General features: G+C 72.0%; 22 protein-coding genes. 10 read left to right on the top strand and 12 right to left on the bottom strand.

Annotation, left to right across the window (positions count from 1 at the left end; genetic code table 11):
* Positions 1–10 precede the first annotated feature (10 nt).
* Positions 11–3511, bottom strand: coding sequence for a methionine synthase (gene metH / locus OHB44_RS16135; protein ID WP_274531421.1), 3501 nt, complete (start codon positions 3509–3511; stop codon positions 11–13).
* Between the two features lie 276 nt (positions 3512–3787).
* On the opposite strand from metH, the gene OHB44_RS16130 reads away from it, so the two are divergent.
* The 3 genes from OHB44_RS16130 (at position 3788) to OHB44_RS16120 (ending at position 7101) form a co-directional block, all read left to right on the top strand.
* The gene (locus OHB44_RS16130) at positions 3788–4657 is read left to right on the top strand and encodes a PAC2 family protein (RefSeq protein WP_030332815.1); all 870 of its coding nucleotides are present in this window, start codon (positions 3788–3790) and stop codon (positions 4655–4657) included.
* A gap of 123 nt (positions 4658–4780) precedes the next feature.
* Positions 4781–5572 (top strand): GntR family transcriptional regulator, encoded by a 792-nt coding sequence (locus OHB44_RS16125; RefSeq protein WP_238685847.1) that lies wholly within the window; start codon positions 4781–4783, stop codon positions 5570–5572.
* A 413-nt stretch (positions 5573–5985) separates the two neighbouring features.
* The gene (locus tag OHB44_RS16120; protein ID WP_323181785.1) at positions 5986–7101 is read left to right on the top strand and encodes an alpha/beta hydrolase family protein; all 1116 of its coding nucleotides are present in this window, start codon (positions 5986–5988) and stop codon (positions 7099–7101) included.
* 138 nt (positions 7102–7239) lie between these two features.
* Here OHB44_RS16120 and mshC read toward each other — a convergent pair whose 3' ends face one another.
* The 6 genes from mshC to OHB44_RS16090 all read right to left on the bottom strand — a co-directional run bounded on the left by mshC (position 7240) and on the right by OHB44_RS16090 (position 12799).
* Positions 7240–8478 (bottom strand): cysteine--1-D-myo-inosityl 2-amino-2-deoxy-alpha-D-glucopyranoside ligase, encoded by a 1239-nt coding sequence (mshC, locus tag OHB44_RS16115; protein ID WP_330441142.1) that lies wholly within the window; start codon positions 8476–8478, stop codon positions 7240–7242.
* 66 nt (positions 8479–8544) lie between these two features.
* On the bottom strand, positions 8545–9363 hold the full coding sequence (locus OHB44_RS16110) for an SCO1664 family protein (protein WP_238685850.1): 819 nt from the start codon (positions 9361–9363) through the stop codon (positions 8545–8547).
* Complete coding sequence (locus tag OHB44_RS16105; RefSeq protein WP_238685851.1) at positions 9360–9941, bottom strand: DUF3090 domain-containing protein; 582 nt, start codon at positions 9939–9941, stop codon at positions 9360–9362. The genes OHB44_RS16110 and OHB44_RS16105 overlap by 4 nt, the downstream gene beginning before the upstream one ends.
* 157 nt (positions 9942–10098) lie before the next feature.
* On the bottom strand, positions 10099–10803 hold the full coding sequence (locus OHB44_RS16100) for an MSMEG_4193 family putative phosphomutase (protein WP_238682281.1): 705 nt from the start codon (positions 10801–10803) through the stop codon (positions 10099–10101).
* Positions 10804–10913: 110 nt separating this feature from the next.
* Positions 10914–11750, bottom strand: a complete 837-nt coding sequence (locus OHB44_RS16095) for an undecaprenyl-diphosphate phosphatase (RefSeq protein ID WP_238685853.1) — start codon at positions 11748–11750, stop codon at positions 10914–10916.
* Positions 11747–12799, bottom strand: coding sequence for an LLM class F420-dependent oxidoreductase (locus OHB44_RS16090; protein WP_330441141.1), 1053 nt, complete (start codon positions 12797–12799; stop codon positions 11747–11749). Before OHB44_RS16090 ends, OHB44_RS16095 begins: the two co-directional genes overlap by 4 nt.
* 186 nt (positions 12800–12985) lie before the next feature.
* Here OHB44_RS16090 and OHB44_RS16085 point away from each other — a divergent pair, with 186 nt between their 5' ends.
* Positions 12986–13957, top strand: coding sequence for an aldo/keto reductase (locus tag OHB44_RS16085; protein ID WP_238685855.1), 972 nt, complete (start codon positions 12986–12988; stop codon positions 13955–13957).
* Between the two features lie 85 nt (positions 13958–14042).
* On the opposite strand, the gene OHB44_RS16080 is transcribed toward OHB44_RS16085, so the two are convergent.
* Genes OHB44_RS16080 through OHB44_RS16070 form a run of 3 tightly spaced genes read right to left on the bottom strand, consistent with a single transcriptional unit; the run spans position 14043 to position 16352 of the window.
* Positions 14043–14948: a hypothetical protein gene (locus tag OHB44_RS16080; RefSeq protein ID WP_238685856.1), complete on the bottom strand. Its 906-nt coding sequence runs from the start codon at positions 14946–14948 to the stop codon at positions 14043–14045.
* A gap of 13 nt (positions 14949–14961) precedes the next feature.
* A complete protein-coding gene (locus OHB44_RS16075) occupies positions 14962–16023 on the bottom strand; it encodes a WXG100 family type VII secretion target (protein ID WP_330441140.1) in 1062 nt (353 codons plus the stop codon).
* Positions 16020–16352: a hypothetical protein gene (locus tag OHB44_RS16070; RefSeq protein ID WP_266302640.1), complete on the bottom strand. Its 333-nt coding sequence runs from the start codon at positions 16350–16352 to the stop codon at positions 16020–16022. The genes OHB44_RS16075 and OHB44_RS16070 overlap by 4 nt, the downstream gene beginning before the upstream one ends.
* 92 nt (positions 16353–16444) lie before the next feature.
* Between OHB44_RS16070 and OHB44_RS16065 the strand changes: the two genes are divergently transcribed.
* From OHB44_RS16065 to OHB44_RS16055, 3 genes are all read left to right on the top strand, one after another.
* On the top strand, positions 16445–16864 hold the full coding sequence (locus OHB44_RS16065) for a YbaB/EbfC family nucleoid-associated protein (protein WP_266302641.1): 420 nt from the start codon (positions 16445–16447) through the stop codon (positions 16862–16864).
* Positions 16861–17685: an SseB family protein gene (locus tag OHB44_RS16060; RefSeq protein WP_266302642.1), complete on the top strand. Its 825-nt coding sequence runs from the start codon at positions 16861–16863 to the stop codon at positions 17683–17685. The genes OHB44_RS16065 and OHB44_RS16060 overlap by 4 nt, the downstream gene beginning before the upstream one ends.
* Before the next feature lie 290 nt (positions 17686–17975).
* The gene (locus OHB44_RS16055; protein WP_238685861.1) at positions 17976–18167 is read left to right on the top strand and encodes a DUF5703 family protein; all 192 of its coding nucleotides are present in this window, start codon (positions 17976–17978) and stop codon (positions 18165–18167) included.
* A 51-nt stretch (positions 18168–18218) separates the two neighbouring features.
* On the opposite strand, the gene OHB44_RS16050 is transcribed toward OHB44_RS16055, so the two are convergent.
* Entirely contained in the window at positions 18219–18881 is a 663-nt protein-coding gene (locus OHB44_RS16050) for a hypothetical protein (protein ID WP_091408864.1), read from the bottom strand.
* Positions 18882–18938: 57 nt separating this feature from the next.
* Complete coding sequence (locus OHB44_RS16045) at positions 18939–20267, bottom strand: M20/M25/M40 family metallo-hydrolase (RefSeq protein WP_124854659.1); 1329 nt, start codon at positions 20265–20267, stop codon at positions 18939–18941.
* A 279-nt stretch (positions 20268–20546) separates the two neighbouring features.
* On the opposite strand from OHB44_RS16045, the gene OHB44_RS16040 reads away from it, so the two are divergent.
* The 3 genes from OHB44_RS16040 to OHB44_RS16030 all read left to right on the top strand — a co-directional run bounded on the left by OHB44_RS16040 (position 20547) and on the right by OHB44_RS16030 (position 24249).
* Positions 20547–22397 (top strand): hypothetical protein, encoded by a 1851-nt coding sequence (locus tag OHB44_RS16040; RefSeq protein WP_330441139.1) that lies wholly within the window; start codon positions 20547–20549, stop codon positions 22395–22397.
* Between the two features lie 176 nt (positions 22398–22573).
* Entirely contained in the window at positions 22574–23185 is a 612-nt protein-coding gene (locus tag OHB44_RS16035; RefSeq protein WP_238685863.1) for a hemerythrin domain-containing protein, read from the top strand.
* 83 nt (positions 23186–23268) lie between these two features.
* Entirely contained in the window at positions 23269–24249 is a 981-nt protein-coding gene (locus tag OHB44_RS16030; protein ID WP_330441138.1) for a LysR family transcriptional regulator, read from the top strand.
* Positions 24250–24286 lie beyond the last annotated feature (37 nt).

Raw genomic sequence — 24286 nt, 5'->3', positions numbered from 1 at the left:
CCTGCCGCCGTTACTTGGCGTTGAAGTAGTTGGCCTCCGGGTGGTGGACCACTATCGCGTCGGTGGCCTGCTCCGGCATGAGCTGGAACTCCTCGGACAGCTCGACCCCGATCCGATCCGCGCCGAGCAGATCCATGATCTTCGCCCGGTCTTCCAGGTCGGGGCAGGCCGGGTAGCCGAACGCGTACCGGCAGCCCCGGTAGTCGTTGTGCAGGATGCCGGCCAGGTCCGCCGGGTCGTCGTGCCCCAGCGGACGACCGTCGGGCAGGGTCATCTCGGCGCGGATGCGCTGGTGCCAGTATTCGGCCAGGGCCTCGGTGAGCTGCACGGAGAGACCGTGCACCTCCAGGTAGTCGCGGTACTCGTTGCGGGCGAACAGCTTCGCCGCGTACTCGCTGACCGGTTGGCCGACGGTGACCAGTTGCAACGCGACCACATCGAGCTGGTCGCCCTGGGGCCTGAAGAAGTCCGCCAGGCAGAGCCGCCGCTCCTGCCGTTGCCGGGGGAAGGAGAACCGGGCGCGCTCGGCGTGCCCGTTCTCGTCGAGCACCACCAGGTCGTTGCCTTCGGAGTACGCGGGGAAGTAGCCGTACACCACGGCTGCCTCAAGGACCTGGTCGGCGATCAGCCGGTCCAGCCAGTACCGCAGCCGCGGTCGGCCCTCGGTTTCGACCAGCTCCTCGTAGGAGGGTCCACTGCCACCCCGGACGCCACGCAGCCCCCACTGCCCGGAGAAGGTGGCCCGCTCGTCGAGCAGCGCCGCGTAGTCGGCCATCGGCACGCCCTTGACGACCCGGGTGCCGAAGAACGGCGGGGTGGGCACCGACACGTCGGCGGCCACGTCGGAGCGGACCGACGAGTCGTGCAGCTCCGGCAGCGACGTGGAGACCATCGAGCGCTGCCGTTCCCGGCGCGCCCGCCGGGCCGCGAGAGCCGCCTCCCGCTCCGGGTCGATCACCGGGGCGCCACCGCGCTTGGCGGTCATCACCTTGTCCATCAGAGACAGACCCTCGAACGCGTCCCGCGCGTAGTGCACCTGCCCGGGGAACGTCGACCGCAGGTCGTCCTCGACGTACGCGCGGGTCAGCGCCGCCCCACCCAGCAGGACCGGCCAGCGCTCGGCGACCCCGCGCGTGGCCATCTCGGCCAGGTTCTCCTTCATGATGACAGTGCTCTTGACCAGCAGCCCGGACATGCCGATCGCGTCGGCGCGGTGCTGCTCGGCGGCGTCCAGGATGGCGCTGATCGGCTGCTTGATGCCGATGTTCACCACCTCGTAGCCGTTGTTGGACAGAATGATGTCGACAAGGTTCTTGCCGATGTCGTGTACGTCGCCGCGCACTGTGGCGAGCACGATGCGGCCCTTGCCGCCGTCCTCGATGGTCTCCATGTGCGGCTCGAGGTAGGCCACCGCGGTCTTCATCACCTCGGCGGACTGGAGCACGAACGGCAGCTGCATCTGGCCGGAGCCGAACAGCTCGCCGACCACCTTCATACCGTCCAGCAGGATGTCGTTGATGATCGACAGTGGGGACCGGCCGCCGGCCATCGCCTCGTCGAGGTCGGCCTCCAGGCCGTTGCGCTCACCGTCGATGATCCGCCGCTTGAGCCGCTCGTCCAACGGCAGCGCGGCCAACTCCTGTGCCCGGCTGGCTCGGGCGCTGGTCACGTCGACGCCCTCGAAGAGCTCCAGGAAGCGCTGCAACGGGTCATAGCCCTCGCGACGCCGGTCGTAGACCATGTCCAGAGCGACCTCGCGCTGCTCGTCGGGAATCTTCGCCATCGGCAGGATCTTGCTGGCGTGCACGATCGCGGAGGTCAGGCCGGCCTGCACGCACTCGTGCAGGAACACCGAGTTGAGCACCTGCCGAGCCGCCGGGTTGAGCCCGAAGGAGATGTTCGAGATGCCGAGGGTGAAGTTGATCCCTGGGTAACGCCGGGCGATTTCCCGGATCGCCTCGATGGTCTCCAGGCCGTCGCGGCGGGTCTCCTCCTGCCCGGTGGCGATCGGGAAGGTCAGCGTGTCGATCAGGATGTCGGACAGGTCCATCCCCCACCGGCCGGTCAGGTCGTCGATGGTGCGCGAGGCGATGCGGACCTTGTCCGCCGCGGTGCGCGCCTGCCCTTCCTCGTCGATGCACATCACGACTACTGCGGCACCGTGCTCCCGGATCACCGGCATCACCCGCCCGTACCGGGACTCGGGGCCGTCGCCATCCTCGAAGTTCACCGAGTTGACCACGCACCGGCCACCGAGCATCTCCAGCCCGGCCTCGATCACCGCCGGCTCGGTGGAGTCCAACATGATCGGCAGGGTCGACGCGGTGGCGAACCGGCCGGCCAACTCGCGCATGTCCTGCGTGCCGTCGCGGCCGACGTAGTCCACACACAGGTCGAGCAGGTGCGAGCCGTCGCGCGCCTGACTGCGGGCGATCTCCACACAGGCCCGCCAGTCGCCGGCGAGCATCGCCTCCCGGAACGCCTTCGAGCCGTTGGCGTTGGTCCGCTCCCCCACCATCAGCACCGACGCGTCCTGAGCGAACGGCACCGGGTGGTAGACCGAGGAGACGCCCGCCTCGTGCCGGGGCTCGCGGGCCGGGGCGGTGACCCCGTGCAGCCGCTCGGACAGCACCCGGATGTGTTCCGGGGTGGTGCCGCAGCAGCCGCCGACCAGCCCCACGCCGTACTCGGTGATGAACCGCTCCAGGGCCTCGGCCAGCTCCACGGGAGTCAGCGGGAAGTACGCCCCGTCGGCGGTCAGCACCGGCAGGCCGGCGTTCGGCATCACCGACAGCGGGATGCGGGAGTGCTGCGACAGGTAGCGCAGGTGCTCGCTCATCTCGGCCGGGCCGGTCGAGCAGTTGAGCCCGATCAGGTCCACGCCGAGCGGCTCGATCGCGGCGAGGGCCGCCCCGATCTCGCTGCCGACCAGCATGGTGCCGGTGGTCTCCACCGCCACGTGACAGATGATCGGCACCGACTGGCCCAGCTCGGCCATGGCCCGCTTCGACCCGACCACTGCCGCCTTGACCTGGAGCAGGTCCTGGCAGGTCTCGATGATCAGCGCGTCCGCGCCGCCGACGATCAGACCCGCGGCGTTCTCCTGGTAGGCGTCGCGCAGGGTCGAGTAGGCGGCGTGGCCGAGGGTGGGCAGCTTCGTGCCCGGCCCGATCGAGCCGAGCACGAACCGGGGCCGCTCCGGGGTGCTGGCCGCGTCGGCGGCCTCCCGGGCGATCCGGGCGCCCGCCTCGGACAACTCGCGGATGCGGTGCGGGATGTCGTACTCGGCGAGGTTGGCGAGGTTGGCCCCGAAGGTGTTGGTCTCGACGCAGTCGGCACCGACGGCCAGGTAGGCGTCGTGCACCCCGCGCACCACGTCCGGGCGGGTGACGTTGAGGATCTCGTTGCACCCCTCCAGCCCGTCGAAGTCGTCGAGCGTGAGGTCCGCGGCCTGAAGCATCGTGCCCATCGCCCCGTCGGCGATGAGAATGCGATCAGCCAGCACATCCATCAATGAAGTCCGCACCCGTTCAGGTTAGTGCGATTCGGCCGGACTCCACGACTCTCCTCGAGCGATCCCCTATTGTGTCACGGGGATCACCCTGTCTGGTTCGTTCGGGTATGACCTGCTGCCGGAGCGGCCGACCGGCGCGGCCGACGGGCCGCACCCTCGCCCTGCACGTAGGCTGACGGACGTGAAGGACAACAGGGACGCCGCCGTGCCACACGGTATGACGACCGGGCGCGGTCCCGGCGCCAGCCGCGACGAGCAGGGTGAGGTGACGGCGTGACCGAGTTCGACGGACTGCCGGTACTGCGGTCCCCGGTGGCGATCGCCGCGTTCGAGGGCTGGAATGACGCCGCCGACGCGTCCACCGCCGCGGTCGAGCACCTCGAGCAGGTCTGGAACGCCCGGCAGATCGCCGAGCTGGATCCGGAGGACTTCTACGACTTCCAGGTCAGCCGACCCACCATCACCATGGCCGACGGGGAGACCCGGCGGGTGGAGTGGCCGACGACCCGGTTCATGGTGGCCAGCCCGGAGGGCACCGACCGTGACGTGGTGCTGATCCGCGGCATCGAGCCGAGCATGCGCTGGCGGACGTTCTGCGAGCAGGTGCTGGAGATCTGCCACAGCCTGGAGGTGGAACGGGTGGTGCTGCTCGGCGCGTTGCTGGCCGACGTTCCGTACACCCGGCCGCTGCCGATCAGCGGCAGCGCCTCCGACGCGCAGGCCGCGGAGCGCTACCAGCTCACCCCCACCCGCTACGACGGGCCGACCGGCATCGTCGGCGTGCTGCACGACGCCTGCACCCGCGCCGAGGTGGACGCCGTCTCGTTCTGGGTGCACGTGCCGCACTACGCCAACAACCCGCCCTGCCCGAAGGCCACCCTCGCCCTGCTGCACCGGGTCGAGGAGGTCGTCGACCTGCCGGTGCCGATGGCCGACCTGGCCGAGGAGTCCGCCGAGTGGGAGCAGCGGGTCCGCAGCGCCGCCGAGCAGGACGCCGAGCTGGGCGAGTACGTCCGCGAGCTGGAGGAACGGGTCGGCGACGAGGGGATCACCCCGTTGACCGGTGACGAGATCGCCCAGGAGTTCGAGAAGTACCTGCGCCGCCGAGGCGGTTCGGCCGGCCCCACCGCCGGTTCCTGGTAGCACTGTTTCGCTGCGGGCCTTCGGACCTTTTCTGGTCCGGGGGCCCGTTTTCGCGTGTCCGGGGTGGCGTCGTCACACTCGCTGGGGCATCCTAGGAACCTAGATGTGATCAAGGAGGCGGGTGTGCAGATCAATCCCGGGGCCGCCGAGTTCCCGCACCGACAGATCGCCGCGCAGCTCAAGGCCCAGGTTCGCCGTGGGGACTGGGGGCCGGGCGAGCGGCTGCCGTCCATCCCGGCCATCGCCGAGATGTTCGGCGTCGCCAAGCAGACAGTGCAACGCGCCGTCGACCAGCTGCGGGTCGAGGGCATCCTGATCACCAAGCCCGGCTCCGGTACGTACGTCCGCGGCACCCGCCGCCGCCTCAACCGCCTCTCCCGAGGCCGGTACGGCGGCTTCCGCGGCTACCACACCGACCTGGCCGCCCGATACCGTCAACAGCTCGTCTCCGTGGGGCACGCCCCCGCCCCCGCCGAGGTGGCCGACGCCTTCGGCGTGTCCGACGGCACCAACCTGCTCTGCCGGCGGCACCTCGTCCGCACCGACGACTCCCCCGTCGAGGTGGGCGCCTCCTGGTTCCTGCCGCGCGACGCCGCCGGCACCTCGCTGGAGCGCACCGAGGCGTTCGGCCGGCCGCTCTACCAGGAGGCCGAGGAAGCGACCGGACGACGGTACGTCTCGGCCACCGACACGATCAGCGCCCGCCAACCGAGCCGAGAGGAGGCCGAAACCCTCCAGATCCGGCCGGACACACCGGTGCTGCACCTGCTGCACGTCGCGTACGACGCGCACCGCAAGCCGATCGAGGTGTCCCAGGCGACCTGGCCCGGCCCCATGACCACCCTCACCGAGGAGTACAAGATCCCCGGCCCGACCCCCGATCCGGAACCCGACCCCGGCCTGGTCCTGGGCTAGCCCTCGCCCCCCGCCCCTGCCCTGCCCTGCCCTGCCCTGCCCTGCCCTGCCCGGCCCTGCCCTGCCCGGCCCTGCCCTGCCCGGCCCAGCCCGGCCCGGCCCGGCGATCTTGCGCTTTCGGTCGTACTTACGTCCGTTTTTGCGCCTTTCGCTGGGACAGAAACTGCAAGATCGCGGGGCGATGGGCGGGCCAGGGCGACCCCTGCGAATTCTCCGATGTCGAAGCGCGCCACCACCGTTGCATCTATACACTCGGTATATATACTGCGGGTATATCGATGGTCGGGCGGCCCGGTTCCGGCGTCGAGCAACCCACTGGAGGATCAATGCCAACCGTGAGACCTGTTGGCGCACGGGGGATCACGCGCCGTGGCCTTGTCGGAGCCGCGTTGGCGGTCGGGGCCGGTGTACCGATGGGCATCGCCGGCCGCGCCCGGGCGGCAGCGGCCCGTTCGGGTCCGGTCCGGCTCACTCTCCCCCGGCCGACCGGGCCGTACCGCGTGGGTGTGGTGCCGCTGCATCTGGTCGACCGGTCGAGGCCGGAACCGCTGGCCGGGCCGGGGCGGTATCGGGAACTGATGGTCAGCGTCTGGTATCCCGCCCGGAACGAGCGGCGCTACCCGCGCTCCGAGTGGATGACCGCCGCCTCGATGCGCATGCTGCTGGAATCCGCCGGCTTCGACCCCCACGCCGCGCTGGCGCCGTTGACGGCCGGGCACGAGGGCGCCCCGGTGCGGCATCCGGGCCGGCGGTTGCCGGTGGTGCTGTACTCGCACGGCGCGGGCAGCCACCGTTCGGACACCACCATCGTGGTGCAGGAACTCGCCAGCCACGGGTACGCGGTGGTCACCGTGGACCACACGTACGACGGGTTCGGCGAATTCCCCGACGGCCGAGTCACCGTCCAGGAGGAAGACGTCGATTCGACCCCGTGGACCTACACCCGGGACGTCCGATTCGTCCTCGATCAGATCTCCGACCTCGCCGCCGGGGGCAACCCCGACGTCGACCAGGCGCTGCTGCCGACCGGGCTGGGCGCCGCCCTCGACCTGAGCCGGATCGGCATGTTCGGCTGGTCGAAGGGCGGCACCGCGACGGCCCTGACCATGGGCACCGACCGACGGGTCCGGGCGGGGCTGAGCCTGGACGCCCCGATGCTGTCGCAGCCGATGCCCTCCGCCGACCTGTACCGGCCGTTCATGCTGATGACGGCGGAGTTCACCCGGGCAGCGGAGCCGGCCGTCGCCGAGTTCTTCACGCACCTACGCGGATGGCGACTCAACATCCAGGCCGCCGAAGCGGTCCACTCGTCCTACGGCGACAACCAGTGGCTCGTGCCGCAACTGGCAAAGCTCATCGGCATGAGCGACGAGGATCTCCTCGGTTGGGTCGGCACGCTCGACCCCGCCCGCGCGGTCCGCATCGGGCAGGCGTACCCGCTGGCGTTCTTCGACCTGCACCTGAGGCACCGGGGCGGCCACCTACTGAACGGTCCGAGCCGGTCCTTCCCCGAGGTGGCGTTCATCTGACCCGATCGAGGGCGCGCCCGGGCCGAGCCTTTTGATCGACTCGGCTTCCTGGAAGTCGGGGTATCGCAGGGCTCCGGACACCGCGACTTCCTGGAAACCGAGTCGGTCAACGGCGCACGGCACGCCGCCCGTGGGCTGTCAGAGGCGGATGCCCAGGAGGGCGTCGACAGTGTTCGCGAAGAGGGCGGGCGCTTCGGGGTCGTCGGTGGCACCCGCGAGGGTCGCCTCGGCCCAGCGGTCGGCTACGGCCAGGGCTCCGGGGGTGTCCAGGTCGTCGGCCAGGCGTGCGCGTACCTCGGCCAGCAGCTCAGCCCCGGACGGCCCGGCGGGCGCGGCGGCGGCCCGCCGCCAACGGTCCAGGCGCTCGTGTGCGGCGGTGAGCAGGTCGTCGGTCCAGGTGCGGTCGCTGCGGTAGTGCCCGGAGATCAGCGCCAGCCGGACCGCCATCGGGTCGACCTTGTCGGCGCGCAGCCGGGACACGAAGACCAGGTTGCCGCGGGACTTGGACATCTTCTCGCCGTCCAGACCGATCATGCCGGCGTGGACGTAGTGCTCGGCGAACGGCGCCTGGCCGGTGAGCCGCTCGGCGTGCGCGGCGGAGGCCTCGTGGTGCGGGAACAGCAGGTCGTTACCGCCGCCCTGGACGTCGATCCGGTCGCCGAGCAGGTTGAGCGCGATCACCGCGCACTCGATGTGCCAGCCGGGGCGGCCCGGGCCCAGGTCGCCGCCCGGCCAGGACGGCTCGCCCTCGCGGGCGCCGCGCCACAGCAGCGGGTCCAGTGGGTCCCGTTTGCCGGCCCGGTCGGGGTCGCCGCCGCGCTCGGGGAAGATCTCCAGCATCTGCTCACGGGTCAGGTTCGACTCGTAGCCGAAGCGGGGCGTGGCGGAGATGTCGAAGTAGACGTCGCCGGTGCCGTCGTCGAGCCGGTACGCGGCGCCGTCCTTGAGGAGCACCTCGACCTTGTCGGCGATGTCCGGGATCGACTCGACAGCGCCCACGTAGTGCGCCGGCGGGATGATCCGCAGCGCCTCCATGTCCTCCCGGAACAGCGCCGTCTCGCGCATCGCCAGGACCACCCAGTCCTCGCCGTCGCGGGCGGCGCGCTCCAGCAGCGGGTCGTCGATGTCGGTGACGTTCTGCACGTAGCGCACCGGGCGGCCGGCGTCGCGCCACATCCGCTGCACCAGGTCGAACGTGATCATGGTGGCGGCGTGGCCGAGGTGGGTCGCGTCGTACGGGGTGATGCCGCAGACGTACATGCTGCCCGCGTCGGCCGGCTCACTCGGGTGGACGCCCTGCCGCGCCGAGTCGTACAACGCCAGTGGCTCGCCCCTGCCCGGCAGCCGTGGCACCTCGTGTCCCGCCCAAGACTCCATGGGATCAGCCTAGCCAGCCCGGCGACAACGCCGGAGCACCCCACGGGTGATCAAGATGACAGCGGGTCACATGGGCGGCCAGGGCATCGCCGGCCAGTCCTCCGGAGGCTGAGGGAAGCAGCCGGTCTCGCGCAGCCGGCCGACCCGGGCGGCCACCTCGGCCACCTCGCTGATCGTCAGATGGTCGGCCAACTCGGCACCGAGCGCACCGGCGACCTGCCCGGCCAGCGCGTCGAGCATCTCCACGGCGTCCGCGGGTAGCCGCTTACCGGCCCAACCCCAGAGCACAGTGCGCAGCTTGTCCTCCACGTGGAAGCTCACCCCGTGGTCCACGCCATAGATCCGGTCGTCGGCACCGACGAGCACGTGACCGCCCTTACGGTCGGCGTTGTTGAGCACCGCGTCGAGCACCGCGAGCCGGGCCAGCCGCGGGTCGTCGGCGTGGGCGAGGGCGTACGCGGCGCCGTCGTCGTCGCGGGCCGCGGCGATCGGGATCCAGCGCGGCGGCAACTCCCCGGCGGGCAGGAAACCGACAAGCGGTTCGGCGTCCTCCGGCTCGTCGATCCACAGCTGGCAGGAACCGGGGCCGAACGGGCCGTCCCGCAGCACTGTGGGCGGCACCAGGTCCCAGCCGGTGGCCCGGGAGACCAGGTACGCCGAGACCTCCCGACCGGCCAGGGTGCCGTCGGGGAAGTCCCAGAGGGGGCGCTCGCCACGGACCGGCTTGTAGACGCACCGGGCGGTCAACCCGTCCAGGGTCAGGATGCCGCGCAGCGTCGTGTTCGACGCGTCGACCAGCCGACCCTCCAGGTCGAGGACGCCGTCACGCAGCAGCCGCAGCGCGGCGTCGCCGTCCTGGCGAGGCTGGAGGCCGGACGAGGTCACCGGTGATAACCGTTGTGCCGCGGGCAGAGGTGCCCGGCGGGGTCCAACGGTTGGCCGCAGAGCGGGCACGGTGGCCGGCCCGCGTTGACCACTCGCCGGGCCCGCTCGATGAACTGGCGGGTCGCCTGCGGGGTGAGCCGGACCCGGAGCCGATCCAGGTCCTCGTCCGGCTCGTCGTCCTCGTCGTCGTCTTCGTCGTCGTCCTCGTCGCCGAGCTCGACCTCGGGCTCCACCTCGCCCGCCGCGATCGCCTCGATCACCACTGTCGCGGTGTCCACGTCGAAGGCCAGCCCGAGAGTCCCGACCCGGAACTCCTCGTCGACGGGAGTGTCCAACGGCTCGTTGTCGCCGATCACCGGCGCCAGCTCGGGCAGGTCCACCCCGAAGCGACGCTGCGCCTCGGTGAGCAGCTCCTCGAGCTTCTCGGCGAGTAGGGACACCTGGACCTTCTCCAGCGCGACGCTGACCAGCCTGCCGCCGCCGCGGGCCTGCAGGAAGAACGTGCGCTCCCCCGGCGGCCCGACAGTCCCGGCGACGAACCGCTCCGGCGGTTCGAAGGCGTGCACCTGGTGGGTCATACCCACGACCCTATCCGGCCCGCCTCGGCGTCGCGCACCCCACCGACGCGAATCGCCGCAGCGGCGGCGCGCCCGGCGTACCAGGGGCTATACCCGGGCGTGGCGGCCTTTCCGGCGTGCGCTGACGCGCCGAGCGCAGGAGGTGTCGTGACGCGCCTCACCGCGACGCACCCGCCCCACCACCGACTGCCGCGTCCGAGTCGGCCACGCGGTTCGCGCGCCGACGCCGCTTGGCCGGCGGCGGCACCAGCGCCGCCAGGTCACCACCGGTGTCGTTGAGTCGCACCAGAAAAGGACGCAACGGCGTGAACCGGATCGCCGTCACCGACGCCGGGTCGGCCACGATCCGCTGAAAGGCATCCAGGTGTACGCCGAGCGCGTCCGCCACGATGGCCTTGATCACATCGCCGTGGCTGCACGCCAACCAGACCGCCTCGGGCCCGTGCTCGGCGTTCACCCGGGCGTCCCAGGAACGCACCGCCGCCACGGCACGCGCCGCCATCGCCGCCATCGCCTCCCCACCAGGGAAGACCGCCGCGCTGGGGTGCTGCTGGACGACCGGCCAGAGCGGCTCCTTGGCGAGCTTCTTCAGCGGCTGACCCTCCCAGCTGCCGTAGTCGCACTCGATCAACCCGTCCTCGACGACCGGGGCGGCCTGCGGGAGCGCCAGCTCCAGCGTCTGCCGGCAGCGGATGAGCGGGCTGGTCACCACGGCGGCCAGCGGTACCGCCCGCAACCGCTCGCCGACCGCTGTGGCCTGGGCGCGCCCGGTGTCGTCCAACTCGACCGGTTGCCGACCGGCCAGGCCGCCATCGGCGTTCGCCGTGGTTCGGCCGTGTCGCAGAAGAAGAAGGGTCGCCACGGGACCACCCTATGACCTGGGCGCCGCGCCGGGCCGTCGTGGGCGGCGACCTGACGACTGCGGCCCCCGGCTCCGCCCGTGGGCGGAGCCGGGGGCCGGCGGCAGAGCGGTCAGGTGGCGTCGATGGTGCCGGTCAGCAGCAGCGCCAGGACCAGGGTGCCCAGCGCGACCCGGTACAGCACGAAGACGTACAGGGTGTGGTGGGCCACGTAGCGCAGCAGCCAGGCGATGGCCGCGTAGCCGATGCCGAAGGCGATGAGGGTGGCCACGATCGTCTGGGCCACGGTGGGCACCGACGTGCCCGGGGCGGACGGTTCGAAGACGTCCCCGAGGCTGAACACACCGGACATCACCACCGCCGGGATGGCCAGCAGGAACGAGTACCGTGCCGCCGCCTCGCGGGTCAGGTTGAGCAGCAGGCCGGCGGTGAGCGTGCCGCCGGAGCGGGACACCCCGGGGACCAGCGCCATCGCCTGGGCGAAGCCCATCACGATGCCGTCCTTCATCCGGAAGTTCTCCAGGGTGCGGGTCTGCCGCCCCCAGTACTCGGCGAACGCCAACACGAAGGCGAACACGATCAGCGTGGTCGCCACCACCCACAGGTTGCGCCCGGCGGTCTTGATCTGGTCCTTGAACACGAAACCGAACAGCCCGATCGGGATCGAGCCGACGATCACGTACCAGCCCATCCGGTAGTCGAGGCTGGAGCGGACCGACGTGTCCCGGATGCCCACGAGCCAGGTCCGGGTGATCCGCCAGATGTCCTTGGCGAAGTAGATCAGCACTGCCGCTTCGGTGCCGAGCTGGGTGACCGCGGTGAACGACGCGCCGGCGTCCCGGTCGAAGAAGATCGCCGAGGTGATCCGCAGATGCCCCGACGAGCTGACCGGAAGGAACTCGGTCAGTCCCTGGACGATGCCCAGGACGATGGCCTCGACCCAGGTCACTCGCCGACTCCCGAGAGGTCGAGAGCCTCGGCGACGGTACGCAGGGTCTGCACACCGCTGTCCCGGTCGGCCACGAAGAGGGTCACCGACAGCGTGGTGACGCCGGCCGCGGCGTACTCCCGTATCCGCTCGGCGATGCGCTCCTTCGGGCCGAGCAGCGAGGTGCGGTCGATGAACTCCATGGGTACGGCGGCTGCGGCGTCGCGCTGCCGCTTGGCCAGGTACAGGTCCTGCACCTCGCGGGCGGCGTCGCCGTAGCCCATCCGGGTGGCGAGCTGGTTGTAGAAGTTCTGCTGCCGGCTGCCCATGCCACCGACGTAGAGCGCGGCGTACCAGCGGACGAGTTCGGCGCAGGAGGCCACGTCGTCGCCGATCACCACGGGCACCGACGGCACCACGTCGAACCCGGCCAGCTCCTTGCCGACCTTGGCCCGCCCGGCTTGCACCGAGGCGAGTTGCTCCTCGGCGAACTCCGGGGCGTAGAACACGGCCAGCCAGCCGTCGGCGATCTCGCCGGCCAGCTCCAGGTTCTTCGGGCCGACAGCGGCCAGGTAGATCGGAATGTGCTCGCGGGGCGGGTGGAAGCCCAGCCGCAGGGCCTTGCCCGGGCCGTCCGGCAGCGGCAGCGTGTAGTGCTCGCCGTCGTACGCCACCTCCTTGCGGGCGATGGCCAGCTTGACGATGTCGACGAACTCGCGGGTCCGGGCGAGCGGCTTCGCGAAGCGCACGCCGTGCCAGCCCTCGGACACCTGCGGGCCGGAGACACCCAGGCCGAGCCGGAACCGGCCGCCGGAGAGCGCGTCGATCGTGGCGGCGGTCATGGCGGTGGCCGCCGGCGTACGGGCGGGGATCTGCATCACCGCGGCGCCGACGTCGATCCGTTCGGTCTGGCCGGCCATCCAGGCGAGCATGCTGGGCGAGTCGGAGCCGTATGCCTCCGCCGCCCACACCACCGAATAGCCCAGCCGGTCCGCCTCCTGGGCCAGCGCCAGGTGGTCGGCCGGTGTGCTCCACGCCGTCTGGTATCCGAGACTGAGCCCGAGTCGCACTGGTCCTCCCCCATCCGTGGCACAGGTCGCCCCAGGTTACGCAATGCCGATAACGGACTCGATCACCGGCTCGACCCCTTTGATCCCCCCTCCATCGGGGCAGCCCGGGGCGGCGGAACCGGCAGAACCGGCAGAGATACGGGAGCGAGGATATCCGTGGCGGCAGGTTCGAAATAAGGTTCACCCATGCAACAGCGACCGCTCGGCCGAAGCGGGCTGGCGGTTTCCCGGCTCGCGCTCGGCACCATGACCTGGGGCCGGGACACCGACGCCGACGATGCGGCCGCTCAGCTGAAGAGTTACCTCGACGCGGGCGGCAACCTGATCGACACCGCCGACGTGTACGGCGACGGCGACGCCGAGTCGGTGATCGGCTCGCTGCTGGGCTCCCTCGTCCCCCGTGAGGAGCTGCTGATCGCCACCAAGGCCGGGTTGCGCCCGGGCAGTGGCCGACGTCGGGACGGCTCCCGGGGGCACCTGCTGCGCACGTTGGACGCGTCGCTGCGCCGGCTCGGCACCGACCACGTCGACCTGTTCCAGGTGCACGGGTACGACCCGGACACCCCCCTGGAGGAGACCCTGGCCGCCCTGGATCACGCGGTGGCCAGCGGCAAGGTCCGCTACGTCGGGGTGTCGAACTTCTCCGGTTGGCAGACCGCGCGGGCCGCCGCCTGGCAGACCGCCTGGCCGGGGCGGGCGCCGGTGGTCGCGTCCCAGGTGGAGTATTCGCTGCTGGAGCGGGGCGTGGAGCGGGAGGTGCTGCCCGCTTGCGACGCGCTCGGCCTCGGCGTGCTGCCCTGGTCGCCGCTGGGCCGGGGCGTGCTCACCGGCAAGTACCGGCACGGCCGTCCGGCCGATTCCCGGGCCGCGTCGCCGCACTTCGAACGGTTCGTCTCGACCTACCTGGAGCCGCGCTGCTCCAGCATCGTGGAGGCGGTGGCGACCGCGGCCGGTGGGCTGGGGGTGTCGCCGCTGGAGGTGGCGTTGGCCTGGATCCGGGACCGGCCCGGGGTGACCGCGCCGATCCTCGGCGCGCGGACGGTCGGGCAGTTGCTCGGCGCTCTCACAGTGGAGCGGATAACCCTGCCCGAGGAGATCACCACCGCGCTGGACGATGTCTCCGCGGTGCCGGTCGGCTACCCCGAACGCGACGGCTGACCGGCCGGCCGGGTCGCGGGTGGCCCCGCACGCCGGGATACGGCTGGCCCCGCATGCTCGGTCACGGCTGGCCCGGCGCGCCGGGTCATGGTTGAGGGCGCTGCCCGGGGAGGTCGTGGATCGCGGTCAGGAAGCGCGACTGGTCGTCGCGGAGCGCGGGCTGGGTGAGCCGGATCCACGAGCCGTCGTCGAAGACGATCGTGGACGTCAGCTGCACGAGCCCGGTCGCGCCGCGCTCCGAATCGACCCGGGCCACCCGGTCGCGTCGCACACTCCACAGCACCCGCGGCTGCCGTCGGTCGGGCCGGTCGGCGTCCGGACGAGGGCCCATCCGCAGCAGGTGCAGGTGGGTGTCGGTCACCGCCAGCGGGGTGCCGTTGTAACGCTCCAGAAAGAGCAGCAGGCTGCCGGCGAGGGTGGCGAGGTCGCCGCTGAAGACGAACCGGCGACGGTAGGCGATCTCGGCGAGTTGCTCGGCCAGCGGGCGGTACAGGCTGAGCCGGAACAGGGCGCGGAACGCCTCCTGCTCCTCGGTGAGCGGGATGGGATCCCGCTGCACCCGCTGGTGTGGTGGGGCCTGCTCCGGTTCGGCCGCCTCCGGCACACCGGTGGCGATGGCACCGGCCTCGCCGGGCAGCAGCAGCACGCCAGCGGCCAGCCGTACCGGCGTCAGCACCGCGTCCACCCAGACCACCGGGTTGACGATGTTGAGGAGCCCGAACAGCACCTTCGGGTCGAGGGAGTCGACGAACTCGTCGGCCATCACATCGGCGAGCTGCCGACCTGCCTTGTGGGTCTGCGGGACGCGGACCGGGCCGAGCCCCACATAGCGCAGCTCCTGCCCGGGCAGCAGCGGTGCGACGAGAGCGCGTTCGGGTTCGTCGCTGGTGCGGAACTCGTCGCGCAGCTCACGGGCCTTGTCCCGGGCGGCCCGCGCGCCGCCGAGCATCGCGTCGGTGAACCGACCGAGCCGGCCTCGCTCCCCTGACATCACGGGTTCCTCTCTACCGGCCCGCCGGCTGACCCGCCGGCGGCTGCCCGAAGACATTCTGGTCGATCCAGTCTGCCCCGCCCTGCACCGCCTGGTCGATCTGGTCGCCGACCTGTTCGCTACCGGGAACGGAAAGCCCACTGGTCAACGCGACAGTCCCCCAGGTGACACCGTGCACGACGGAGTTCGGCACGTTCCACGGCAGGTTCGTCGCCCAGTCCCGGGCGATCACCCGGGCCCCGTCGGCGACCCCGTGCGCCCGCAGCGCGGCGGCCCGTTCGAGGGCGCCCATGTCGAACGGGGCACCGGACTTGCCCAGCTTGTAGGTGCCCTTCGTGGGGTCGAAAATCTTGTGGAACCACTTGTCGGCCTTGCCGGCGGCGTGCCGCTTGTCGGCGTACTTCTTGCCGGTACGCAGCTTGTCCTGCAACGTGACCAGCTTGTCGAGGTGTGCCTGCAGCTTGCGCAGGGCCAGCATGACCCGCTGGAGCAGGCGGATGACCTTCTGCAGGTGCGCCGCCAGTGGCCGGATGACCTTCAGCATCCGGGTGACGACGACCAGGGCCCTGGCCACTGTCACGCCCACGCCGACCGCCCAGGACGCCCCCATGGTCACCGGAGCCATCAGCAACGCCGTCACCAGCGTCACCAGGAGGAAGTTCACGAACTCCACGCAGAGGTCCACGAGCACGTCGTGCACGGTCAGCAGGCCGTCGGCGACACCGCGCAGGTATTCCGCGGTCGCGGCGAACTGCTCGGCGACGTCGAGGAGTTGTTGCTCCACCTCGGCCAACCGCTGGCCGTACGCCACACCGGACGGTGAGCGCCAGCCGGCCTGCGCGGACTCCCTGGCGCCGCGGTGCCCCTGGGCCAGGTCGCGCACCTGCGCGGCCAACGCGTCCCACTCGGCGGCCTTCGCGCGCAGCACGGCGGGCTCGCCGTCGACCATGTCGACGAGCTGGATCAGTGGCCAGGCAAGGGTCCGGCAGACACTGTCGACGGCGTCCTGCACCCCGGAGAGCGCGCTGTCCAGGCCGTTCCACAGTTGGACGGCGCTGCCGGCCGGACCGCTCATCCGGGCAGGCCCGACTGGATGGCCTTGAACCCGGCGTCGAGATCCCGTTCGTTGTGCTCGTACGCCTCGACAGTGTCGGCCAGCGCCGTGGCGACCCGGCCGAACGCGGCGTTCGCGGTGGCGAACAACTCCTTGCCGCCGGTGACCTGCTCGGCGTACTTGTCGCGGAGCATGTCGCTGGCGAACGGCAGGTGACCGAAGGCGTCCGACGGCACGTCGCCGGCCGAGACGATCTGCCGCTCCAGCGCGGCCAGCGAGCTGGTGACCTGCTTGGCGGCTGTCTCCAGTCGACGGACCGCCTGCACGTCGACATCGATATCCGGTGGCATGCCGTTCCTCCCCCATGAGTCGAGCGCACCGACGATACGATCTCCCGGCCGCCGGGCACCACCCGGTCGCACCATCCACGGGGAGGGATCTCATGACGGACCCGACGTCCGCGTTCGACGCGCTCGCCGGGCGGATCGCCGACATCGAACGCCGGTTCGCGGGCCTCCGCGACGACCTGGCCGAGCTGTCCGGCACCGCTGTCGACGAGAGCGGGCTGGTCTCGGCGACCGTCGATGCCACCGGCGCGCTGACCGGCCTCACCCTCGCGCCCGCCGCCCTGCGCGTCGGCACGGAGGGGGTGGCCGAGCTGGTGCTCGACGCGTACCGGCGGGCTCGGGAGGTCGCCTCCGGGCACGTCGACGAGCACACCGAGGGGTTGGACGTCGCGCTCGGCGCGGGGCTCGGCGACCTGTTCGGGACGCCGGGGGACTTCTCGGCGCTGGGCCGGCTGGAGGAGACCGTGGCCCGGCTCGGGCGGCTGGACGACCGCCTGCCGGGCGCGCCGGCGTGACGTCGCCGTCGCCGACCTGGCCGGAGATCGCCGCTCGACTGCGGGACACCGTCGCCCGCTGCGACCGGGACACCGACCTAGAGCTCTCCACCGGCCCACGTGGGATCCGGCTGCTGGTGCGCCGCCGGGTGGTGCGGGTGATCTGCCCCGGCCACGACGAGGCACGCCTGGCCGCGCTCGGCTGGCACCGCCCGACCGGTGACGAGGGCTGGTGGTACGAGGCGGAGCGCACTCCGGAGCAGGTGCAGCGGCTCAGTGTGTTCGTGACCCGTACCGCCGCCGAGGTCTTGACCGACGAGCCGGGAAGGCTCTCCTGCCGGGCGCTGCCACCAGCCGCGCGGCCCAGAACGACCGCGCCGGCCACTCAGCCTGGACCAGCGGTGCCGGCCACTCAGCCTGGACCAGCGGTGCCGGCTACGCGACCTGGATCGGCGTCCGCCGTCGACGCGGAGCCGGCGGTGGTGGCGGTGCTCGCGGCGGCCGTCGGCCGGCGCGACCTGCCCGGCTACCTCGGAGCGCTGGCCGGCACCACGGTGTGCGTCCCCCTGGCCGGGGAGCCGACGCCGGACGCCGACTTCCCGTGGACGGTGGTCGGCGACGCGACCGGTGCGCCGCTGCTGCCAGTCTTTACCTCGCCGGGGGCGCTCGCCGCGTTCAGCGGAGACGGGGTGCCGTTCGTCGCGCTGCCCTGCGCGGAGCTGTTCGAGGACTGGCCGGACCCGTCCTGGGGGCTGGCGGTCGACCCGGGCAGCGCCCGAGCGGTCGCCCTGGCCGCCCCGGCCCTCGCCGCCCTGCTGACGGCCAACGCCCCCGCGGGCTGAGTTCGCGCCAAGGCGGGGCGACGACGAAGCGCACGGCACCCCCTCGTCGATCACGGAGGTGTGGTGAGCGACAAGGTCGCCGCAACAGGGCCAAATCAGGCACCAAAACTCCATGATCGACCCGACTGGGCCGGCATCTTCAGGATCTGCCCTCCCACCTGGGGCATCTCGGCGACCGAAACGCGAGATCGGCGCGACGGGGCACGGGGCGGCACGAACCGCCCGCGGTGGCGTCGTTGGTCACTCCGGAGGGGGTGGCGAACGGCCGCTGGGCTGGGCAGCATGGAGGCATGGACTACGAGTACGCGCCACTGCGGCTGCCGCCGAACGTCGACCGGTTGACCGCCACGGCGCAGTTGGCGATCCAGGCGGAGTTCTCCGGATGGGAGTTGGCCCGGGTGCGGCTGTACCGGGACGGCACGCGGCAGGTGGTGCTGCGTCGTCGGCGGGTCAACCAGCCGCAGCCGGGTCTGTCGTACTGACGACCGGGCGGTGCCGCCCAGGGCCGGAGTCGGCCTTGGGCGGCACCCGGCCTAGTGCTGGTGCCCGGCGTGGTCGTGGTCGTCGTCGAGCTCCAGGAACGGGTGCTCGTCGAGCCGACCGACCAGCCGGTCGTCGGCAGCCGGCTGGAACGGGCCGACCGCGTCGTCGTCGTCGAACGACTCAAGGTCGACCGGGGTGCCCACCTCGCTGACCATGACCACCCCGTCGAGCGGCTCCAACTCGGGGACGTCCAACGCGCCGAGCGAGCCGTCACCGCTCTGCAGCAGCTCCAGCACCGCCTCGCCCACGCCCTCCACCGGCGCCGGCTCGTCGTCTTCCGGGGTGCCTTCGCGGCGGGCAGCCTCGGCCACCCGCAGCAGCGCGGCGACGCTCGGCACCCGGTAGTCACGACGCTGACGCACCGAGATCACCCTGGGGTGCGGGTCGCTGGCCTCGGCGCCCTCGCCGCCGCCGAAACGCTCGTCGGCCTCGTCCGGGTCGATCGAGTCGACATCCCACGGCGTCACCTCGCCGAAGGCGTCGAGCAGCCGCTCGTCGTACGCGAAGGAGGCGTTGTTCAACGCCACGTACGCCTGCCAGACGTCGTCGTCGTCGACGCGGCCCTGCGCGGCGCGTACGGCGGCCAGGTGGTGGCGGGCCGCTTCGATCACCCGCTCGAGAGCGGCGTCCAGCTCACCATGCTGGTCGGTCATGTGGGGCAGTCCCTTCACGTTGGGAGGTTGCGCGCCGGCGGCCACCGCCGGACACGACTAGCAGGTGCGGAGGAACCGGTCGAGAACCCGCACGCCGAACTGTAGTCCGTCCACCGGAACGCGCTCGTCGATGCCGTGGAACAACGCCGAGAAGTTCAGGTCGGCGGGCAGCCGCAGCGGGGCGAACCCGAAACAGCGGATGCCGAGCTGCGAGAACGCCTTGGCGTCGGTGCCCCCGGAGAGCATGTAGGGGACGGGTCGCGCCCCCGGGTCCTCCGCGCGCAGGGCCGCCGACATGGCCTCGACCAGGTCACCGTCGAAGGTGGTCTCCAGCGCCGGCTGCCGCTGGACGTACTCGATCGCGATGTCCGGGCCGACCAGCTCGCGCAGCTGCCGCTCCAGCAGTTCGGACTGGCCGGGCAGGCTGCGGCAGTCGATGGTGGCGGTGGCCCGGCCGGGGATGACGTTGTCCTTGTAGCCGGCGCTCAACCGGGTCGGGTTGGCGGTGTTGCGGATGGTCGCGCCGATGATGTTGGCGATGGGGCCGAGCTTCGCGATGGCCGTCTCCGGGTCGTCCGGGTCCAACTCGATGCCGAGCAGGTCGGAGACCTCGGTCAGGAAGGCCCGCACGGTGTCGGTGACCACCACCGGGAAGCGGTGCCGACCGATCCGGGCGACCGCCTCGGCGAGCGCGGTGACGGCGTTGTCGTCGTGCATCATCGAGCCGTGGCCGGGGCGGCCCTTGGCGTGCAGCCGCAGCCAGTCGATGCCCTTCTCGGCGGTCTCGATGAGGTAGAGCCGCTGGCTGTCGTTGACCGAGTAGGAGAAGCCGCCGACCTCACCGATCGCCTCGGTGCAGCCGTCGAAGAGGCCCCGGTGGTTGTCCACCAGGAAGCGCGCGCCGTAGTCGCTGCCCGCCTCCTCGTCGGCGGTGTACGCGAGCACGATGTCGCGCGGGGGCCGTACGCCGGTGCGCTGCCAGTGCCGCACCACGGCGAGCACCATCGCGTCGAAGTCCTTCATGTCGATGGCGCCCCGGCCCCAGAGGTAGCCGTCGCGCAGCTCGCCGGAGAACGGGCCGACCGACCACTCGTCGGCGTCGGCGGGCACCACGTCCAGGTGGCCGTGCACCAGCAGCGCGCCCCGGCTCGGGTCGGTGCCGGGGATGCGGGCCACCACGTTCGCCCGGCCCGGCGCGGACTCGTGCAGGACGGACTCCACGCCCACCTCGGCGAGCTTCTCCGCCACGTACTCGGCCGCGCGGCGCTCGCCGACGCTGGTGTCGTTGTCACCGGTGTTGGTGGTGTCGATGCGCAGCAGGTCGCGGCAGAGGTCCACGACCTCTGCGGTGGGGTCGGGAAGGGCGGAGGCGGCATCGCTCGTCATCGCCTCTTCATACCAGCCCGAGGTGGTCGACGGGCCGGCGCACCGACGCGGACGGTCTGGCGCGGGTGTGCGGCCGGACCGGCGCGCCCGCGCCCCTCGGCTGACGCATCGACAGGTGTTCCCGGCCCCGCTCCGCGCGACCGCCTCGGACCTCAGTCGGAAACACGTCGCAAGAGCCGCCGTGTGGACCTCGGCTCAGCCACTGACGAACCGTACAGTCGAGGCTCTGGCGACGACTGGATGCGCCTGCCTCTCCGCCGCTCTACGCAGGGATGCGATGTGACAGAGTCCGCGCCGCGCCGCCCCCGAACCCACACCGTTCTCACCCGTGACCAGGCTCGGGCTGGCGTCCGGGGCCACCGCGTCGCGGTCACCGACGTCGGCGGCGCCACCCTCGTCGTCCGGTGCGACATCCCCCCGGGTGGCGCGTCCCGCCGGAGATCGCTCCGACTGACCCGGGCGGCTCTCGAGAAGAAGCATCCGGGCCGCGACTGGCCGGACGAGCAACTGGTCCGGATCACAGTGCCCGACTGGCGGTGGCGCTACGCCCTGGCCGCGCTCTGCGTGCTGGCCGGTCTGATCGCGGAGGCGTGGCTGTACGCGTTCGCGCTGGCACTGATCTGCGCGGCGCTGGCGGTCAGCGGCGCGCACGCCCGGTTGCACGACGTCGACCGGTTCGATCCGGCGGTGCGGCGCGGCTTCGCGGCCGCGCTGCGCGACAACCTGGCCGGCACCGCCCGACTGTACCTGTTGCCGCTGGGCGCGGTGCTCGCGTTGTACCTCGTGGCCGCGGCGGTGCTCGGGTCGCTCATCGTTCCGACCGCGACGCAGGACACGATCCTGGCCACGCAGAACGTCCTGGACGACGCCGCCGACATGGTCGGCAGGCTGAAACTGCCCGAGTGGGGCTTGGCCCTGGTGCTGCTCGGGGCGTGGCTGCTGACCTCCCTGCTGACGGCGGCCGGCACTCCCGGTGCAGCGGGGGCTTGGCTCAACGGGATCGTCCGCGGCTACGGACGCTACAGCGGGCCGGCGGTTGCCACGGTTACCGCGCTGTCAGTGTTCACCCTGCTCACCGGCACCGTGGCCACCCTCCGTGGACGGGTACAACTGGCCGCCGAGTGGACGACGGACGACTACCGGCACGCCGCCGCGGCGGTGGAGGAGCGGCTGGCCGGCCAGGTCCTCGACCAGGTGGTCCGCGCGCTGCGCGAGCAGTTGCCGACGGACTACCAGCAGGTGCTCGCCGGCACCGTCTCAGCCCAGGTGATCAGCGAGCTGGAGCGGATCCGGGCGGCCGACGGCGACCGGTCCCGCGACGACCCGGTCGTCGCCACCGAGGAGGATCGTGTCGCCCGCCGGGGCGGCCTGTCGGACCAGTCGGTCATCACCGTCTCCGGTGACGCCCCGGCGCTGCCGACTCCCGGCGATCTGACCGGCGAGGACGCCGAGACGGCGCGACGCTGGGCGGATACGGCGACGCCGGTCGCGGCGACCAGCGTCGCCACTGCCGGGGGCAAGGAAGTCCTCGTACAGATGCCGAAGGTCGCGACCGAACTGGCAGCGTGGAAGCGACTGGGCGATTGGGCCCAGGACCACCACCCGGCGGCCAAGCCACTGATCGACGCCGTCGCCGAAGCGTTCGACACCCAGGTGCAGGACCGGCTGCGAGCCCAGGTGCCGCCGCTCGTCAGGAAGATCTCGGCCCGGTCGGGCGAGTTGCAGGCGGCCATGAGCACGGCGGTGCGCGACCTCACGGCGACGATCGACATCCCCGCCATCGCCGGCCGTTACGCCGATCAGGCGCGGCAGGCCGTCACCGCCGCGCAGAACACCCTGTCGGCCCTCACGGCCAGGCGTCAGCAGTCGACGGCGCGGGCCGCTCTGCTCACCGAACTGCTCCAGGGGAACACCCACGAGAGGGCCCTCACGGACACCGCCAACGCGAGCGAGGCGGTGCGGCGCGCGGTCGTCGCGGATCTGCGTTCCACCATCGACACCACGACGGCGTCGCCCGATCTCCGTCGCGCGGCCGCCGTCACCCTGCACAACCTGTCGGGCCGCGGAGTCCGGGAGGTCACCGCCACCGACCTCGCCAAGGCGCTGCGGATCTGTGGCTGCGGCACCTGACCTTCCGTTGTTCCGGAAGGGAGTCTCGGCGCCCGACCGAGCGCGCCACTGCCGTTCGTCGAGACCGAACTGGCAGCCCCGGCGAGGGTCGGTTTCGCCGTTGCCGCGTTCGGGTACCGCCGCCCACGACCGTACGTCCCTGCCGGAGCTTCCGCCCGCCAGTCGAGGAGGGCACCATGTCCGCTGTTCCCCTGCCGCCGCTGCCGCCCGCGCCCGCACCCGAGGAGGGTTACCGACCCGCCGGTCGCAGCATCGCCGACATCGTCGACCGGGAGCACCGGCAACTGCTGGAGCTGCTGGACCAGTTCTCCGGCCCGGAGACCACGCCGCAGGAGGGGTTGGCGGTGCTCACCGCAGCGCTGTCGCGGCACCTGTCCGCCGAGGAGCAGTACCTGCTGCCGGCGGCCCGCGCGGCGCTGCCGGCGGCCACCGAGCGGGTGGATGCGGAGATCAACGCCGACGCGGCCCTGCTGAGCGCTCTGAAGGGGCTGACGGATGAGGCGCTGACCGATGTCGCCGAGCGGGTCCGGCGGCATGTCGAGGGGGTGGGCGCGCTGGTCACCGAGCTGCGCGCTGTCGCGACCGAGGAGGAGCTGATCCGGCTGGGCAACCGGTTGGAGATCGCCGAGGAGGCCGCGCCGACACGACCGCACCCGGGCACGCCGGCCACCCCTCCGTGGAACCGGATCGTGGAGCCGGCGGTGGGGGTGGTGGACAAGGTCCTCGACGCGGTGACCCGGCGGCCGACGTACCTGACGGACCTGCCGGAGCCCCCGCGCGACCGGTGACCGGCGACCGGCGGCAATGCATTCATTATCACCGATCCGCTTGGGCTATTCCGCCAGCAGACGCGTAGTCCTACCGTCACCCTATGAACCTGGAGCTGCGTCACCTGCGGGTGGTCTGCGCGATCGCGGAGACGGGAAGTGTGACGAAGGCGGCCTCGGCGCTCGGCCTGGCTCAGCCGGCGCTCACCGCCCAGCTCCAACGCATCGAACGGACGCTGGGCGGCCCGCTGTTCGACCGGGACCGGCGCGGGGCTCGACCTACCGCGCTCGGTGAGCTGGTGCTGGCCCGCGCCCGGGTGCTGCTGCCGGCGATGAAGGGGCTGCAGGACGAGGCCGCCCGGCTGGCCGGGGCGGGCGACACGCCGCCGTGTTACCGGTTCGGTGGGGTGAACAGCCCGATCCTGGGTCGGCTGGTGCACCGGTTGGCGGCCGAGCAGCCACCCGCCCAGATCACCACGTTTGCGTCCTGGTCGGTGGACGAGTTGGCGCAGTTGGTGGCCGGCGGTCGGTTGGACTTCGCGCTGGCCGGGGTGTGCGGCGACGCCAGTCCGTCGGCCGGGTTCGGGTTGAGCTGGCAGGAGGTGGCCGTCGACCCGGTGCTGGTGCTGTTGCCGGAGACCCATCCCCTCGCGGCGCAGGACGAGGTCCGCCTGGCCGATCTGCGCCACGAGCAGTGGGTCGCCGCGCCGGGTGACGGCTGCTTCGCCGACTGCTTCGCCGCCGCGTGCGCCCGCGCCGGGTTCACCCCCCGCAAGGTGTACGAGACCGACATCCGCGGCTGCGTCGACCTGGTGGAAGCCGGCGTGGCGGTGGCCCTGTGCCAGGCGACGTTCCGCCCGGTGAGCGGTCTGGTCACCCGTCAGCTCGCCGGGACGCCGCTGCGCTGGCGGCTGCTGCTCGGCTGGCATCCGGACTCCCCCGCCGCCCAGGGCGCGGAGCTGGTGCTGGGAACGGCCAAGGCGGCGTACGTCGACTCGTTGGTGCCGCACCCGGCGTACCTGGCCTGGCTGCCCCGCAACCCGGGATTCGGCGTCCGGCACCCCACCGGGGTCCGGCCCGGCTGAGCGGCCGGTATTCCCGGCCGTTGGCGGTGCGAACCGC

Source organism: Micromonospora sp. NBC_00821 (assembly GCF_036347035.1).
In the GTDB taxonomy this organism is placed as follows: Bacteria; Actinomycetota; Actinomycetes; order Mycobacteriales; family Micromonosporaceae; genus Micromonospora; species Micromonospora hortensis.
This window is presented reverse-complemented; position numbering and strand designations above follow the sequence as displayed.

What these genes read in the sequence shown, in the direction of transcription:
- metH (WP_274531421.1), bottom strand. Translation starts at nt 3,511, where the DNA reads ATGGATGTGCTGGCTGATCGCATTCTCATCGCCGACGGGGCGATGGGC.
- OHB44_RS16120 (WP_323181785.1), top strand. Translation starts at nt 5,986, where the DNA reads ATGGGCATCGCCGGCCGCGCCCGGGCGGCAGCGGCCCGTTCGGGTCCG.
- mshC (WP_330441142.1), bottom strand. Translation starts at nt 8,478, where the DNA reads ATGGAGTCTTGGGCGGGACACGAGGTGCCACGGCTGCCGGGCAGGGGC.
- OHB44_RS16105 (WP_238685851.1), bottom strand. Translation starts at nt 9,941, where the DNA reads ATGACCCACCAGGTGCACGCCTTCGAACCGCCGGAGCGGTTCGTCGCC.
- OHB44_RS16085 (WP_238685855.1), top strand. Translation starts at nt 12,986, where the DNA reads ATGCAACAGCGACCGCTCGGCCGAAGCGGGCTGGCGGTTTCCCGGCTC.
- OHB44_RS16080 (WP_238685856.1), bottom strand. Translation starts at nt 14,948, where the DNA reads ATGTCAGGGGAGCGAGGCCGGCTCGGTCGGTTCACCGACGCGATGCTC.
- OHB44_RS16075 (WP_330441140.1), bottom strand. Translation starts at nt 16,023, where the DNA reads ATGAGCGGTCCGGCCGGCAGCGCCGTCCAACTGTGGAACGGCCTGGAC.
- OHB44_RS16070 (WP_266302640.1), bottom strand. Translation starts at nt 16,352, where the DNA reads ATGCCACCGGATATCGATGTCGACGTGCAGGCGGTCCGTCGACTGGAG.
- OHB44_RS16065 (WP_266302641.1), top strand. Translation starts at nt 16,445, where the DNA reads ATGACGGACCCGACGTCCGCGTTCGACGCGCTCGCCGGGCGGATCGCC.
- OHB44_RS16055 (WP_238685861.1), top strand. Translation starts at nt 17,976, where the DNA reads ATGGACTACGAGTACGCGCCACTGCGGCTGCCGCCGAACGTCGACCGG.
- OHB44_RS16050 (WP_091408864.1), bottom strand. Translation starts at nt 18,881, where the DNA reads ATGACCGACCAGCATGGTGAGCTGGACGCCGCTCTCGAGCGGGTGATC.
- OHB44_RS16045 (WP_124854659.1), bottom strand. Translation starts at nt 20,267, where the DNA reads ATGACGAGCGATGCCGCCTCCGCCCTTCCCGACCCCACCGCAGAGGTC.
- OHB44_RS16035 (WP_238685863.1), top strand. Translation starts at nt 22,574, where the DNA reads ATGTCCGCTGTTCCCCTGCCGCCGCTGCCGCCCGCGCCCGCACCCGAG.
- OHB44_RS16030 (WP_330441138.1), top strand. Translation starts at nt 23,269, where the DNA reads ATGAACCTGGAGCTGCGTCACCTGCGGGTGGTCTGCGCGATCGCGGAG.